General features: G+C 46.0%; 19 protein-coding genes. 16 read left to right on the top strand and 3 right to left on the bottom strand.

The window, feature by feature from the left end; all coding sequences use genetic code 11:
- Positions 1-73: 73 nt before the first annotated feature.
- The gene (locus ACKRDP_RS09515; RefSeq protein ID WP_409154520.1) at positions 74-1,039 is read right to left on the bottom strand and encodes a hypothetical protein; all 966 of its coding nucleotides are present in this window, start codon (positions 1,037-1,039) and stop codon (positions 74-76) included.
- 105 nt (positions 1,040-1,144) lie between these two features.
- Between ACKRDP_RS09515 and ACKRDP_RS09510 the strand changes: the two genes are divergently transcribed.
- The 10 genes from ACKRDP_RS09510 to ACKRDP_RS09465 are packed head-to-tail and all read left to right on the top strand — an operon-like array spanning position 1,145 to position 7,907.
- A complete protein-coding gene (locus ACKRDP_RS09510; protein WP_409154519.1) occupies positions 1,145-2,149 on the top strand; it encodes a ribonuclease H-like domain-containing protein in 1,005 nt (334 codons plus the stop codon).
- A 50-nt stretch (positions 2,150-2,199) separates the two neighbouring features.
- Complete coding sequence (locus tag ACKRDP_RS09505; RefSeq protein WP_409154518.1) at positions 2,200-3,330, top strand: NAD(P)H-dependent flavin oxidoreductase; 1,131 nt, start codon at positions 2,200-2,202, stop codon at positions 3,328-3,330.
- Between the two features lie 18 nt (positions 3,331-3,348).
- Entirely contained in the window at positions 3,349-4,137 is a 789-nt protein-coding gene (flgG, locus tag ACKRDP_RS09500; RefSeq protein ID WP_409154517.1) for a flagellar basal-body rod protein FlgG, read from the top strand.
- Positions 4,138-4,152: 15 nt separating this feature from the next.
- On the top strand, positions 4,153-4,629 hold the full coding sequence (locus ACKRDP_RS09495) for a flagellar basal body-associated FliL family protein (protein ID WP_409154516.1): 477 nt from the start codon (positions 4,153-4,155) through the stop codon (positions 4,627-4,629).
- On the top strand, positions 4,626-4,901 hold the full coding sequence (locus tag ACKRDP_RS09490) for a hypothetical protein (protein ID WP_409154515.1): 276 nt from the start codon (positions 4,626-4,628) through the stop codon (positions 4,899-4,901). Before ACKRDP_RS09495 ends, ACKRDP_RS09490 begins: the two co-directional genes overlap by 4 nt.
- Positions 4,882-5,613 carry a flagellar type III secretion system pore protein FliP gene (gene fliP / locus ACKRDP_RS09485; protein WP_409154514.1) on the top strand — a complete coding sequence of 244 codons (732 nt, stop codon included), beginning with the start codon at positions 4,882-4,884 and terminating at the stop codon, positions 5,611-5,613. Before ACKRDP_RS09490 ends, fliP begins: the two co-directional genes overlap by 20 nt.
- Positions 5,610-5,879, top strand: a complete 270-nt coding sequence (fliQ, locus tag ACKRDP_RS09480; protein ID WP_409154513.1) for a flagellar biosynthesis protein FliQ — start codon at positions 5,610-5,612, stop codon at positions 5,877-5,879. The genes fliP and fliQ overlap by 4 nt, the downstream gene beginning before the upstream one ends.
- Positions 5,876-6,637 carry a flagellar biosynthetic protein FliR gene (gene fliR / locus ACKRDP_RS09475; RefSeq protein WP_409154512.1) on the top strand — a complete coding sequence of 254 codons (762 nt, stop codon included), beginning with the start codon at positions 5,876-5,878 and terminating at the stop codon, positions 6,635-6,637. The genes fliQ and fliR overlap by 4 nt, the downstream gene beginning before the upstream one ends.
- Positions 6,637-7,683, top strand: a complete 1,047-nt coding sequence (gene flhB, locus ACKRDP_RS09470) for a flagellar biosynthesis protein FlhB (RefSeq protein WP_409154511.1) — start codon at positions 6,637-6,639, stop codon at positions 7,681-7,683. Before fliR ends, flhB begins: the two co-directional genes overlap by 1 nt.
- Complete coding sequence (locus tag ACKRDP_RS09465; protein WP_409154510.1) at positions 7,680-7,907, top strand: DUF2905 domain-containing protein; 228 nt, start codon at positions 7,680-7,682, stop codon at positions 7,905-7,907. Before flhB ends, ACKRDP_RS09465 begins: the two co-directional genes overlap by 4 nt.
- A gap of 30 nt (positions 7,908-7,937) precedes the next feature.
- Here ACKRDP_RS09465 and ACKRDP_RS09460 read toward each other — a convergent pair whose 3' ends face one another.
- Complete coding sequence (locus tag ACKRDP_RS09460; protein WP_409154509.1) at positions 7,938-8,477, bottom strand: hypothetical protein; 540 nt, start codon at positions 8,475-8,477, stop codon at positions 7,938-7,940.
- 89 nt (positions 8,478-8,566) lie between these two features.
- Here ACKRDP_RS09460 and ACKRDP_RS09455 point away from each other — a divergent pair, with 89 nt between their 5' ends.
- Genes ACKRDP_RS09455 through ACKRDP_RS09435 form a run of 5 tightly spaced genes read left to right on the top strand, consistent with a single transcriptional unit; the run spans position 8,567 to position 12,617 of the window.
- Entirely contained in the window at positions 8,567-9,313 is a 747-nt protein-coding gene (locus ACKRDP_RS09455; RefSeq protein WP_409154508.1) for a hypothetical protein, read from the top strand.
- 18 nt (positions 9,314-9,331) lie between these two features.
- Complete coding sequence (locus tag ACKRDP_RS09450) at positions 9,332-9,784, top strand: hypothetical protein (protein ID WP_409154507.1); 453 nt, start codon at positions 9,332-9,334, stop codon at positions 9,782-9,784.
- A complete protein-coding gene (locus ACKRDP_RS09445; protein ID WP_409154506.1) occupies positions 9,781-10,449 on the top strand; it encodes a hypothetical protein in 669 nt (222 codons plus the stop codon). Before ACKRDP_RS09450 ends, ACKRDP_RS09445 begins: the two co-directional genes overlap by 4 nt.
- A complete protein-coding gene (locus ACKRDP_RS09440) occupies positions 10,439-11,212 on the top strand; it encodes a hypothetical protein (RefSeq protein ID WP_409154505.1) in 774 nt (257 codons plus the stop codon). Before ACKRDP_RS09445 ends, ACKRDP_RS09440 begins: the two co-directional genes overlap by 11 nt.
- Positions 11,199-12,617, top strand: a complete 1,419-nt coding sequence (locus ACKRDP_RS09435) for an SAVED domain-containing protein (RefSeq protein WP_409154504.1) — start codon at positions 11,199-11,201, stop codon at positions 12,615-12,617. The genes ACKRDP_RS09440 and ACKRDP_RS09435 overlap by 14 nt, the downstream gene beginning before the upstream one ends.
- A 62-nt stretch (positions 12,618-12,679) precedes the next feature.
- Here the strand turns inward: ACKRDP_RS09435 and ACKRDP_RS09430 are convergent, their stop codons facing one another.
- Positions 12,680-13,354 carry a hypothetical protein gene (locus ACKRDP_RS09430; RefSeq protein WP_409154503.1) on the bottom strand — a complete coding sequence of 225 codons (675 nt, stop codon included), beginning with the start codon at positions 13,352-13,354 and terminating at the stop codon, positions 12,680-12,682.
- Between the two features lie 99 nt (positions 13,355-13,453).
- Here ACKRDP_RS09430 and ACKRDP_RS09425 point away from each other — a divergent pair, with 99 nt between their 5' ends.
- Positions 13,454-13,807, top strand: coding sequence for a hypothetical protein (locus ACKRDP_RS09425; protein ID WP_409154502.1), 354 nt, complete (start codon positions 13,454-13,456; stop codon positions 13,805-13,807).
- Positions 13,808-13,992: the final 185 nt, after the last annotated feature.

The following is a 13,992-nucleotide window of genomic DNA, read 5'->3' as shown; positions in this document are numbered from 1 at the left end:
ATCTTAATCCTCCCTATGGGTTTTCCATGGGGAGCTTTTTTTTACCATAATTTCTTATAACTTGCAACTCGGGTTAGTTTAACTCTTCCAGCTCTAGTCCACCCAGGTATCTTATAAAGTTTGCGAGCTCGTGATAGTTTGCTCTTGTTTCTTCAAGCATTTCTTCCTGTATTTCCTTTTTCAGCTCTCCATAGTCAAGAATCACGTCTGTATGGACAGGTGGTATTATGTGGTAAGTTTCCGACTCCCATCCAGCTTTCCTGAGTATCTGCTCTGCACCGTCCTCCGGTAGGTTATACTTTTGCATGAGGAGCTTTTTTAAACCCTCCCTGTCTTTCTTATACCTGTCAAGCTCCTCATCTGGTATGTCCACCTCCACATAAACAAACCTTTCCTTTCCATTCTGAAGGATTACCACGTTCTTTCTTCCCCTTATGTGCCTCTTTATAAAGCTCCAGTCTTCCTCTGTCATTACCGGTTCTGGATGCCACTGCTTTGACATTTCCTCTTCAAGCTCAAGGTAGGGAACCGTTTCATACCATGTCGCCTTGTTTAGCTTTGACTCAATAACTTCTTCGCTCTCTCCGCTTTTCTTTTTTACATACTCTACAAATTCCTTTCTTTTGAACTTGAACCTTTCTATCTCATCAAGGCTGAGCTCTGGGAAGAGCACCTTCAGCTTGTATTTTATAAAGTCCCAGTTTCCAAAAAGATTCTGAGGCTCTACAGCTTCATAACCATAGGGGTTTGTCCTGAGAAACTCAAAGTAGTATCCTATGAATTTTCTTACTCTCGGGTCTGTAAGTGCAAGGGTTTTTATAAACTCGGGGTCGTAGAATTCAATTATGCTCAGAAGCCTCGCTATATTGACCTTCTTTATGTTGTGAAGATGGCAGAGTTCAATTGCGAAATGTTTTGGAACATTTTCAATGCCACAGTATTCATTAAGAACATCCATTTCAGACCTTAGAAGGCTTCTGAAGAAGGCTAACTTTTCCCTGCTGGATAGTGTCTGTTTGTTCAGTATCAAATCCATCATCTTTCCCACCTCCTTATTTTAAAATATAACTCCCATATACTCTCAGTCAATAAAGCGCCTTTATCCTCCTATAAGAAAATTTTTGTTTGTGTTTGCGGTCAGTTTATGGTTAAAATTAAATTCAGGAGGGGTGGTATGGGCAAAGTTGCCAGCCTTGATATTGAGACCTTCTGCCCCATTGAAGAGCTTGAAGAGGGAGATGTTACATACCTGAAGGGAAGGAAAGACTACTCCTCAGAGGAGGACTTTCATAGAGACCTTTCAACGAACCCATACGTTTCTCTTCTCCTCTCCTTTTCCCTTTTCCTTCCAGAAGAAGGTGTGGCTTACGTTTTTTATCTTGGTGAAGAGGAGTCGGAAGAAATCTCCAGAGTTAACATAGGGGAAATAAGTATTGAAGCTGTATACGCTTCCCTTTCTTTAAAGAAAGGAATCTCTGAATCAGAAAGCAGGCTTGTTGAGCTGTTCTGGAAACAGCTTGAGCAGATTGACACGCTTGTAACCTTTTACGGTAAGGACTTTGACATGGAATTTCTGAAAATAAGAACTCTCATCCATGGAGTAAAATCCCCTGCCTTCTACAGATACTTCCATTCAAAAAGTGTTAACCATATTGATCTGAGGGATGTATTCAGAGTTGGAAGGAATCATTACTCCCTGAACTTTATATCAAGAAGGATGAAACTTCCCATAGACAAGGGCGATATGGATGGTTCAAAAATAAGAAATGTTTTTCTTAAAGGTGAATACAGGAAGGTTGCAGATTACAATCTCAGGGATGCCCTGCTCACTGGCATGCTTTATGAAAGGGTCAAGGACCACCTTTACCACAACCATGTTTTAGAACTGGTAAAGTCTGCAGGATTTTCAGAGGGTAAAGACCTTATAGAATATGCCCTTGATAACAATCTTCTCAGCGGGAAAGAAACATCGGTGCTCATAGACTTCTGTAAGGGCAGGATAGAAGCCGGACCATCAGATAAACAGGTGGGGTTTCTGCGGGACCTTATAAAGGCTTATAATCCAGAAATCAGGGATGTATGCGCTCTGTTGGGTCATGAAACTATTCAAAGGATAGTAAAATTCGCATGGGAAGAGGAAATAACATAGGCTTGCCCTGTATGTTTTTAAAGACTATATTTATAGGCAGGAGGTATATTATGTCCTTAAGACCCTTAAGACTCAGAAATAAAACTGTCCCTGTTCCCATAATTCAGGGTGGGATGGGTGTTGGTATATCATGGGAAAAGCTGGCCGGTGCTGTGGCAAAAGAGGGTGCTGTCGGGGTTGTGTCTGCTGTGGGCACTGGCTACAGATATCCTGAACTGGTAAAAAGGGACAAGTTTGGAAGACCTATAGGTTCCATATACACCCACAGCAAAGAGGCCCTTACAAGGCTCATTCAGGAGGCAAAGAGACTCTCTGAGGGTAATGGTGCCATAGGGGTAAACATACTCTGCGCCATAACTGACTATGGAAGAGTTGCTGCTGATGCAGTGGAAGCAGGTGCGGATGTGATAATCTCTGGTGCGGGTCTTCCCCTCAGGCTTCCTGAGTATGTGGGTGATGCGGATGTTGCCCTCGTTCCCATAGTTTCCTCTGCGAGGGCTTTGAATCTCATATGCAGGACATGGGAGAAAAAATACAAGAGGCTTCCAGACGCGGTGGTTCTGGAAGGTCCAAAATCTGGTGGTCATCAGGGCTTTAAATACGAAGAATGCTTCATGCCAGAGTATCAGCTTGAAAACCTCTTTCCCTCTGTGCTTGAGGAGGCTCAGAGATGGGGTGGAATACCCCTCATAGTGGCGGGTGGAGTCTGGAGCTACAGAGACATACTCTACTACATGGAAAGGGGTGCAAGCGGCGTTCAGATGGCAACGCGTTTCATTGCTACCCACGAATGCGATGCACCCCCCATATACAAGGAGACGGTTCTCAATGCAGAGGAGGATGATATAATGCTTTTCAAGTCTCCTGTTGGCTATCCACTCAGGGTGGTGAGAACCCCCTTTATAGAAAGGCTCCTTGCTGGATACAACGGCTGGAACGGCTGTGTTTCTCACTGCATAACACCCTGCAACAAGGGTGAAGAGGCAAGGAAGGTGGGCTTCTGCATAGCTGACAGGCTTGGCTCTGCATGGCTCGGGAACTACGAGGAGGGCATATTCATAAGCGGTGCCAACGGACACCTGCTCAAAAGACAGGGTATAATAAGCGTGAAGGAGCTAATTGATATACTCACTGGCAAAAGACCAGACCCAACCCTTGAAGAGGAATTTGCCTTAAAATAAAGACCAAGGAGGGGAAACATGTTCAGAGCACTGTGGACATCAGCTTCCGGCATGACGGCACAGCAGACAAACCTTGACGTCATATCCAACAACATGGCAAACGTAAACACGGTGGGTTTTAAAAAGATGAGGGCAACCTTTCAGGACCTTGTCTATCAGACCATAAGAGACCCTGGAGCTCCCACATCACCTGCCACAAGAAACCCCTCAGGCTTTCAGATTGGTCTTGGAACCTATGTATCGGATACCTACGGAATCTTTACGCAGGGCAACATCTTCCAGACGGGAAACCAGCTTGACATAGCCATTCAGGGAGATGGCTTTTTCAAGGTTGTCCTGCCTGATGGCACTATAGCCTACACGAGAAATGGACAGTTCAGGCTTGATGCTGATGGGAGAATAGTTAACCCTGACGGCTATCCCCTTGACCCCGAAATAACCATACCGCCGGATGCCATAAGCGTTGGTGTGGGTCCAGATGGCACGGTGACCGTCCTCAGACAGGGTGCCACCGCAGTGGAAGAGGTAGGAAGGTTTGAACTTGCCAAGTTTGTAAACCCTGCAGGTCTGAGAAGAATAGGAAACAACCTGTTTATACAGACAGATGCCTCCGGCGAGCCTGTGGTGGACAACCCTGGAAACCAGGGCATAGGGACCCTTCTTCAGGGATACCTTGAGTCTTCCAATGTAAACATAGTGGAGGAGATGGTGAGCCTTATAATAGCCCAGAGGGCTTTTGAGTTCAACACAAAGGGCATAACCGCCGCTGATGAGATGCTCGGTCAGACCGCCAACCTCAGAAGGTAAGCTATAATTTAACTCATGGCTGAGGAGGCGAAGGAAGCTAAGGAAGAGAAAAGGGGTGGGTCCAAAAAGATACTTTTTCTGGTTCCGGTTCTTATAGTTCTCCTTGCAGGGGGTGGTGGAGCGTACCTATTCCTCTTTTCAAAAAAAGGCAAGAAGGAGGAGACGGCACCACTTCCATCTCAGGTAGGCGTTATGATGGACCTTGGCACCTTCACCGTAAACCTTGCAGACAGAGATGTGGATGCCTACGCGAGAGTTTCCATAACCCTTGAGCTTTCCAACGAAAAGGTGAGACAGGAAGTGGACAGAAGACTTCCCATAATAAAGGATGCCGTAATTGACGTTATAAGCAGCAAGGCCTCCTCCTTCGTGAGAACACCAGAGGGAAGAGAAAACCTAAGGCTTGAACTAATAAAAAGGATAAACACTATACTCTTTGAGGGTGGGGTCAGAAACATATACTTTACAGAGTTTGTGGTGCAGACCACATGACGGATTTTTTCCTTAACCTTCTCCGTGTTCTTGTTGCCCTGGGCATAGTTATAGTCCTCATACTTATCACCCTTCCATACCTCCTTCCTCTTTTACAGAGACTGAGATGGACAAGGGAGGAAAGAGGTTCTGAGGTCAGGCTCCGAAGGGTCATACCTCTCGGGAAAAGCATGCTGCTTGTGGAGCTGGAGATAAGGGGCAAGCTCTTTGTTCTGGCATTGACGGATGGTGCTGTGGAGGTGGTTTACAGGGATGAAGCTGATAATACTTAGTCTTCTTCTCTCTGGCTCTGTCCTCGCCCAGCAGATAATCCCCAACATAGACCTTAGGGTGGGAACTGGTCAGCTGGATACTTCCATAAGGCTCCTCATACTTCTCACTGTCCTATCTCTTGCCCCATCTATCCTGATAATGACCACATCCTTTGTGAGAATTGTCATAGTCCTTTCCCTTCTCAGGCAGGCGCTTGGTGTTCCCACAGTTCCTCCCAATCAGGTCATAGTCTCCCTTGCCCTCTTTCTTACCTTTTTTGTGATGAAGCCCGTCTTTGACAGGATAAACTCTGATGCACTCCAGCCACTTCTTAAAAACCAGATTACAGACAGCACCTTCTTTGAAAGAACCTCTTCCATAATGAAGGAGTTCATGGCAAAGAACACAAGAAAGGAAAGCCTCAAAGTCTTCCTTGACATGGCAAACCTCCCTAAGGAGGAGAAAGATAACATAAAGAATCCACAGGATGTTCCTCTCAGCGTTCTAATCCCTGCCTTTATGGTAAGCGAGATAACCACCGCCTTTCAGATAGTTTTTCTGCTATATCTACCCTTCCTTATAATAGACCTCGTGGTGGCTTCAATTCTCATATCCATGGGCATACTTATGATTCCTCCTCAAATAATATCCCTGCCCTTCAAGATAATGCTCTTTGTGCTTGCCAACGGCTGGGAGCTTGTAGTATTATCCTTGGTAAGGAGTTATCAATGAGCCCGGATATGGTCATATCCTTTGGACAGAAGGCTCTTGAGATGGCTCTGTTGCTCTCTGCTCCAGTTCTTATTGCCACCTTTCTGGTGGGTTTGATAATCAGCATACTGCAGTCTGCCACACAGATACAGGAGATGACACTGAGCTATATACCTAAGATAATAGCGGCTTATATAACCGTGCTGGTGCTGGGTGCATGGATGCTTAACAAGCTCCTTGATTATACAAAGGAGCTTATAATCAACATGCCTGCCTGGCTCCGATGACGCTTGACATAAACGCCCTTCTTACTCTCTTTCTTGTCTATCTCAGGATTGTCAGCTTTCTTCTCATGGTGCCGGTGTTTGGGAAAGAGTTCATGCCAAATACCTTTAAAGTTTTTCTTGCAACTGCCATAGGCTTTTCCCTTTTTCTCTACTCAGACATAAAACCCCTTCAGTTCCCAACCACAGCTCACTTTTTACTTGCCATGCTTAAGGAAATTCTTTTTGGCTTTACCGCAGGGCTCATGCTCAGGTTCCTTTTTGACGCCATGCAGATGGCTGGTGAGTTTATAAGTCTTAACATGGGTCTTGGTCTTGCCACCATATTCAACCCTCAGCAGCCTCAGACCACAGTCTTTGCCTTTTTCCTTTCCCTCATGGCAACTCTTTTTTTCCTCGCTCTTGGTGGTGCGGAGATAACTCTCCTTTCCCTTGGCAGGAGCTTTGAAAGGGTCCCGCCGGGGGGCTTTAGCCTGTATGAGATAAACCCTGAAGTCTTTCTGAGCTTTTTCTATGAGAGCTTCCTTCTCGCCTTTAAGGTCTCTCTTCCTGTGATTGTTGTGATGCTTGTCTTTAACCTTGTGCTTGCCCTTGTAAACAGGTTCATACCTCAGATAAATGTGTTTATAGTTGGACTACCAATACAGGTTTTCATAGGTTTTGTTATACTTCTTCTTTCTTTTCCTGTGGTGTTTCTTGTCTATTCTTCCCATGTGAGGGAGTATATAATTAAGTTTGTTGCTCTTATTGGGGGACATTGATGGCTCAGGAAAACAGAACAGAAAAGGCAACCCCATACCGTCGTAAGAAGTTAAGGGAGGAGGGAAATGTGGCAAAAAGCCCTGAGCTTGCCTCTTCCCTGACCGTATTTCTTTCCTCTGTTATCCTCTTCTTTGTGGGTGGTTATCTCTTCTATGAGGTGGTTAAATTCATGCAGTTTATAGTGGAAAACCCATCCATGAATCCCACTGTGGTCGTTAAATATGTGGGTGAACGCTTCCCGGGAATGCTACTTCCCCTCTTTTCTGCAGCCCTGCTTACAGTTGTGCTTGCCCATGTGGGTCAATTCGGCTTTATATTCACCCTGAAGCCCCTCCAGTTCAAGTGGGAAAGGCTAAATCCCTTTGAGGGTATAAAGAGGGTTTTCTCCCTCACAACTGCCTTTGAGCTCGTAAAAAATGTGCTCAAGGTATCCCTTTTCATGGTAGTTTCCTACTTCATACTGAGGGGCGATGTGGAAGAGCTCCTGACAGCACCTTCTCAGGATGTATCAGGTTTTGTTCTTTACATGATTAAACTTGTCTTCAAGCTGATACTTGTGCTGAGCGCCTTTGCCATGCTTATCGCCCTTCTTGATTATGGATACAGGAGATGGGACTACGAGAGAAGAATAAGGATGAGTAAGGAGGAGGTCAAAGAAGAATACAAACAGCATGAGGGGAACCCACAGATAAAGGGTGCCATAAAAAAGCGTATGAGACAGCTTTCAAGAGGAAGGATGATGAAGGAGGTTCCAAAGGCAAGCGTGGTCATAACAAACCCCACCCACATAGCCATAGCCCTCAGATACAACCCAGAGGAAGGAGACAGGGCTCCTAAAGTTCTGGCTAAAGGGAAAGGACCCGTAGCAGAGAAGATAGTGGAGATAGCCCACGAGAACGGGGTGCCTGTTATAAGGAAAGAAGAGCTTGCCAGAGGAATGTATCCTCTTGTGGAGGTGGGCGAGGAAATACCTCCCAAGTTCTACAGGGCGGTAGCGGAGGTGATAGCTTTTATAATGTTCAGAAAAAAGAGGGTGGCGGTATGAGTGAGATGGGCAAGGTGCTTCTGCTTATGGGTCTCTCTCTTATAGTTATTGGTCTCCTGCTTACCCTTTTTGAAAAACTCCCCCTCGGGCTCGGGAGGCTTCCGGGAGATATAGTCATAAAGAGGGACGGTTTTACCTTCTACTTTCCCCTTGCAACTTCCCTGTTGCTGAGCATTCTGCTTTCGCTCCTTCTTACGCTTTTTGTAAGCCTTTTGAGAAGATAAGCCCCCATAGGAAGGGGGCGGATGAAGAGTTTAAGGGAATGTAGCCTGAATGCTTCTTACTGTGCAGACAGAAAACAGGTCATTACAAGCTCTGACCACTATGTAGCCGTTCCCACTGGTCGCAAGCGCCTTTGAGGTTGGTGATGCGGAGCTTCCGCGGACTTTGCATAGGGTTGTGGGTGTTCCCATAAGGTTCCTTACCTCGCAATCAAGCACACCACTTGAACCGCAACCTGTCATGCTCTGGAAGGTTGGTCCACAGTTGCTCTGAGCAATTCTGTAAAAACCTGTAATGCCAGAGGGAGGGGTGGTGGGCTGAGAATACTCAAAGAACTCAATGTGGTAGTTGCCTGTTACAGAACCGCTGAGAGACACACTCCAGCTTATGCTGTAGGTGTTTCCAACCTGAAGGTTGTTATTAGGCTGGATGCTGAGGGATGTTATGCTTATGCTCCCTCCCCCAGTCCCACCCCCACCTGGCAGACCTATATCTCCACCACCGCCTCCTCCACCACAGGAGAAAGTAAAAACCGCAAGGGCTGACAGTCCTGCAAGGGACAATCTCTTCATCTGCACACCTTCTGAAGTTTTTTCTAAAAATGTTATATAACTGGAGGCTTGTCAGAAATCTGACAGCGTGGCAGATATAATTACAGACAGTGAGAAGCGGAAGGCTTTACAAAAGCATAAAGCATTCCTTCGGAGAGATTGGTAGCTGGTCAGGGTTTGCGATAGCCGTATTGGCTTCCCTTTTCTACGGATGGTTTCCAGACAGTATAAAGGACATACTTGAAAAGTTTTTGCCAGATGTGTGGACATCTATAACTCTTCTGGTTCTCTCGCTCCTTATAGTTGTGATACTTTTCCTGTGGATAAAGAGAATAGTAAGGAAGATAACATCGCTGAAGTATGAGGTGGAAACCTACGATGCAGGTGAGTTAAGAGGGATAAAGGCGCTCGTGATGGGTCTCAGTATTCCACGCCAGGACCCTCAACTTGGACACAACTGGAGCCAGCAGGAAACGCTGATAAAAGAATGTTTGCTTAAAGGGGCTAAGCTCAGAAAAATTATACTCCTGCCCTCTCCAGGCAGTGCAGAGTATGTCTCGGAGTTTCTGGACTATATAAGGGGAAAAACAGGTGTGGACTCCTCTATAGTTCATTTTGAGGAGCCAGTGGAGTATGAGGATATGCTTACTTTGCAGAAAGTTTTCAACAGGATTGTGGATAACTTAAAAAGTGAGGGTTTCAAAGAAAGGGAGGTTCTCGTAGATATTACCGCCGGCACAAAGACTTTCAGCGTGGTTGCATCTTCCATCACCTTTGACAATGACATACGCATGTGCTATGTAAAAAATACTAAGGAAGTAATCATCTTTGATATGGTTGCGGTAAGAGAAGATTGAGCTATAATCTTACTCCTGATGGAAAAAGTCAGGAGCTTTGAAGAGCTCTTTCAGAGAAAGCTTGGCGGGGAGGAGGGTGTGGTAAGCTCCGGGGAGAGGTTTCTTGGGGTTTTCTCGGCGGATGTAATGCCTGAGCTGGAAAGGTTTTTGCGTGCTGACCTTGGCGTCTTTCAGGGCAGAAGGAGAAGACCCTTTATAGGAAGGTTTGAGAAGGAATTTTACATTCTTATCTTTCTTACCACAAAAACCTATTCAAGACGTGTGGTAGATTTGAGGTTTTGCAACAACAGAGGAAAGGGTGCGTGCAAAAACCTTGAGATAAATTGCTTTGTGCTGAAAGACAGAAACAGGAAGGAGGTCCTTGCATACGCAGTGCACAAAGAAAGGTTCAAAAACTTCAGCTTTCAATTCTGTGGAGTCTGTAGAGACCTTGAGTTCCTTGATAGCTTCAGGAGGGAGTATTTTAGATGAAGGATTATAAGGCACTTCTTTCAGGCTTTCTGTATGGTGGCAAAAAGGAAGAAAACTACATAAGAAAACTTATTCAGGTTTCTGTAAATCCATACATGAAGTCTCTGCTTGTCAGGAAAATAGGTGACGACTATGAAGAGGAGCTCCTTTCTGAGCTGAGGTTCAGACTCATAAAGAATAAGGACTACTGGCAGAGCCTGGAGTTTATAAGCCTCAATTACCTCAAAAGCATGATAAGAAACCTCCTGGTGGATACCATAAACGGTGGAAGGGTGGAGGTTTACAGTCTGCAAGTTCAGGTCTTTGAAGAGGAAACCGCAAAACCCCTCACTTACGAAGACATATTAAAAGATACAAGACACGCCTTTGTGGAGGCGGAGGGTAACACTCTGTTTGATGCACTCATGAGAGTCATAAGGGAGGAGGATGTGCCGGTGCTGTGTTATTACCTTGGCAAGAGCCTGTATGGCGTGGAGGTGGAGTTGTCTGGTCTCTCTAGGGATAACCTCTACAAAAGGTGGGAAAGGCTCAGAAAGGGAAGGCTGAAGGAGGTCTTTGATGGAGCTGAGCCTGAAGAGCTGAGAATAGCGGTAGAAAGGTTTCTGTCAGAGGTGTGTGAGAAGAAGGGTTATATAACCAATAGAGGGATGAAAGATGGGACTTGAGATAGAACTGCTACAGACTTACGAGAAAAGTCTGAAAGAGGGAACTGACAGGCTTTTTCAGGTGCCAGAAAAGAGAGAGCCACAGGTAGGACAGATAAGGGAAATGTGGAGTCTGCCCGTGGAAAGGTTTCTGGTGCTGGAAGAGGCTGGCGAAGGACTTTTTCTAACCGTTCCGCTAACTTCGTATCTCCAGCTTCTGCCGGAGTCTGCACCGGTCTATGAGCTCAGGTCTCATGGTCTCAGGCTCGGCGTTGTGCCAGTCTGGGATTACCTGAGAAAGGAGCTGATTGAAAACTGCAGCCAGGTGCTCGGCAGGGTATCTCCAGAGGAACTACTAAGGGTTAAGAGTTACGTGCTGGAGACAAAGAACCTAAAATATGCCACAAGAAAATTCATAAAACTCAACTCCAGACGCTGGGCAAAGTGGACCATGCACTCGCTTCTGGCTCAGGCTGAGAAGGCTGAAAGAGAAGAGGGACAGTTCATAAGGCTTACACCGGATGTGGAAAGAGAGCTGAGCTCATACAGAACTTATGCCCTCGCAGCGGAAAACAGATATTTCAGGGGGGAAAGATACATTTCGGTCTTGAAAGAGAGGGTGCTCAGGCTCTACCTGCCAGTGGAGATGGTGGGCAGGCTAATAAGGGTTCTTGTGGGCAGTGTGGTAATCTACGAAGGAGAGCTTGAAAGCGTAAGGCTTGATATTGAAGGAGACTTTTCTGGCATAAACCTGCAGGAGGAGTTAAAGGTTGTGGAGCTTTAGCCTTTTTGAGGAGGAAGACCTCATAAACTTTCTGCAGAGAGGGCTTTTAGAGGATGAGCTGGGAGAGCTTCTCAGGCAGTGGGACTATCTGAGCCCTGCGGTTCAGCTGGAGTTGATAAAACATCTTCGCTCCACAGTCTGTGAAGAAGAGATGCTTGCAAGAGCCCTTGGTATAAAGAAAGCAACTGCAAAGGCACTTCTGGAAAACCCTGCGGTGGAATTTGAGTTTCCTGCGGTTTCAGATGGTGGTGGAAGAATCGTAAAGGCTCTTGCAGTGCCCAACACCTCTGAAAACTACTCAAACATAAGGGAGCAAAAAAGACACATAAAGCCAGTGACGGACTATTTGCGCTCAAGAGGAGTTTTATCTGAAGGGCTGAGTGTGTTCTTTGACAGTGGCTTTGTGGGAAACAGCTTTCAGCTGGCTATGGTTCTGTCTTTTCTGGTGAAGAAACTGCCCTCTGACCTTTGCTGGACTGGAGGGGTCAGAAAGGACGGCAGGCTTGCAAAGGTGGACTCTCTGGAAAAGAAGGCACAGCTCTGTCAGATGGAGGGCAAAAGGCTTGCCATGCCCTTTCATCTCAGGAGCGTGGATGAGCTTACAGACTGGCTTAATGCAGAGCTCGTGGACATCCCCCTTGCAGTCTCAAAAGACCCCATAAAACTTGAGGAGTTTTTTGAAAAGAGGGAAAACCTGCTCAACCTCTGGCACATACACCGCATAGACCCCTCGGAGCTTATCCTGCATACTGGAAGGCTTGAGGGTGAGCTCTGGAAGGAAACAGCCCGAAGGTTTTCACAGCTGGTCAAAAGGCTGGACTACACACTTGAGAGAAGGCTTAGGGCACATCTTGTGATTAACGGACCGGTAAGCCTTGCCTTTGCCCTTGGTGTGCTGTATGGACACACAAGACCCTCAGCCGTATACCACTACCTGCGTGGCGACAAAAGATACTATGCGGTTGAGCTATTCAACACAAGGGAGGTCAAGGAAGCGGTCGGAGAATACAGACACATCAGACAGGACCTTGAAGGCGATGGCGAAGAGCTGGCGGTTGTCCTCTACTTTGGACATCACAACCCAGTCGCTGACATAAAGGCTTTTCTGGCTGACAGAGGCATAGGGGCAGAAGTTCTTCTCCTGTGGATGGAAGAGGGAAGAGGCAACATTGACCCGGCTGACTTCAAGCCCATTGCAAAGGAATGTGCCTCTGCAGTGCAGGAAGTAAAAGGAAAAAAACACCACAGAAGACTTCACTTTTTCTTTTCCTGCCCAGTGGTGATTGCATACCTCTTTGGCGTAGCCTTTGGACACTTTGGAAGTGGTGTCATATACAACTTTGAAGGAAACACATATGAGCCTGTGTTGGAGCTGGAGTTTCTCAGAGGGCTTATAGAAGACTGACATCCGGCGAAACATCACTTAAACCTGCAGAGTTTGAAAGTGGTCTGGAGGAGTTGCTGGCTTTAGAGAAAAACTGAAGGAATAGGCTCTCTTATCTTCTTTTCGGCGAACTCAAAAAAGAAATCCACATAGGAAAACTGCACCTCCGCCTTTTCCCACATGGCAAAGGATAGAAAGCTCATAGCAATGTCTCTGGGCGAGCGAAGGGAATAACCCGTTATTTCATCCAGTCTATATTCGTGAAAGGCAAAGGCAAAAGCGACGGGGGATAGTATCCACTTGTAGAGGCTCAGGGGGAAAGCACTTTCCAGACCTTTGAAGGCAACAGGCACAAAGCCACTTGTGAGTGGCACGCCTTCCCTAAGAAAGAAAAAGGGGATAGAAAGAGCCAGAGCAGTGTTGAAATAGCTCTTTCTGCGTTTAATTACATCAAACATGGCAGAAAGGGGCTCAAGCCCCAGGTCCATAAAGTTGCCAGACTGCAGGTAGGTATAGGTATAGGGTCTTTTGTAAAGCTCGTCCAGCCAGACCTCAGCCACATCTCTCAGATGCTTTGTTTGAGCTGGCTTTGCCGTGGGAAAGTTCCTGAAGTGTATTCTGTAATTTCTGTCAACAAGCACAGAGGGAAAATTGTCAGGCACATCATCTCTGAAGAAGAACACCAAAGCACTACAGTTTTCAAATTTTGAAAGCTCCGAGTCCTCAAATATTAGACCCACTTTAATGTCCGTTTCCATGTTAGTTAATTAAACACCGCAAGCCTAAAAAATCTGACACCACTCTGGCTATGCATAATGTGTCAGAAAAGTGGTGGAGGGAGGGTTGTATTAATAAACATGAAAACTCTGAAGAAGTTTCTTTTCCTCTTGGTCCTGTTTAATCAAGTCCCATCTATTACAGTAAGGTATTTATCCACAAAAAATCGCCATTTAAAACAACCCCTCAGGACGCTGGCTGTGGTTCTTGAGTTTCCCTATTTTTATTTAAAGCTCATGCGATGGGGGATTCTGCTTTTCATCCAGCTTCTTTTCTTTGAGGAAGAGCTAAGGAAGAGCATTAGACTGACCATGAGAGAACTGGGCATAAAGGACCCCAGAGAACTTAAGGAAGGTAAGGTAAAAATAGAGGTAATGCCGGACAAAGATGGGAAGACCTTTACAGTAAAGGTAATAAGAAAGTCCACAGAGTAAAAAAAAAGAGCGAGAGCAAAACCTTATTTAGTAAGCTCTAACCGATAAAGATGCGTGCCTGAGGCTCTCCTGTCTTAGTTAATCTATCCTTAGCTCCTCCCTGAGCAATCCCTCCACATCCTGAGCGGACACGACTTTCCTGACAAGCCCATGAAGATATGCCCTGTCCTTTATCTTTCTTACCC

It is taken from the genome of Pampinifervens navoyensis (genome assembly GCF_046159715.1).
Taxonomy (GTDB): Bacteria; Aquificota; Aquificia; order Aquificales; family Aquificaceae; genus Pampinifervens.
The sequence above is the reverse complement of the archived record's forward strand: the minus strand, read 5'-3'. Positions and strand labels throughout refer to the sequence as shown.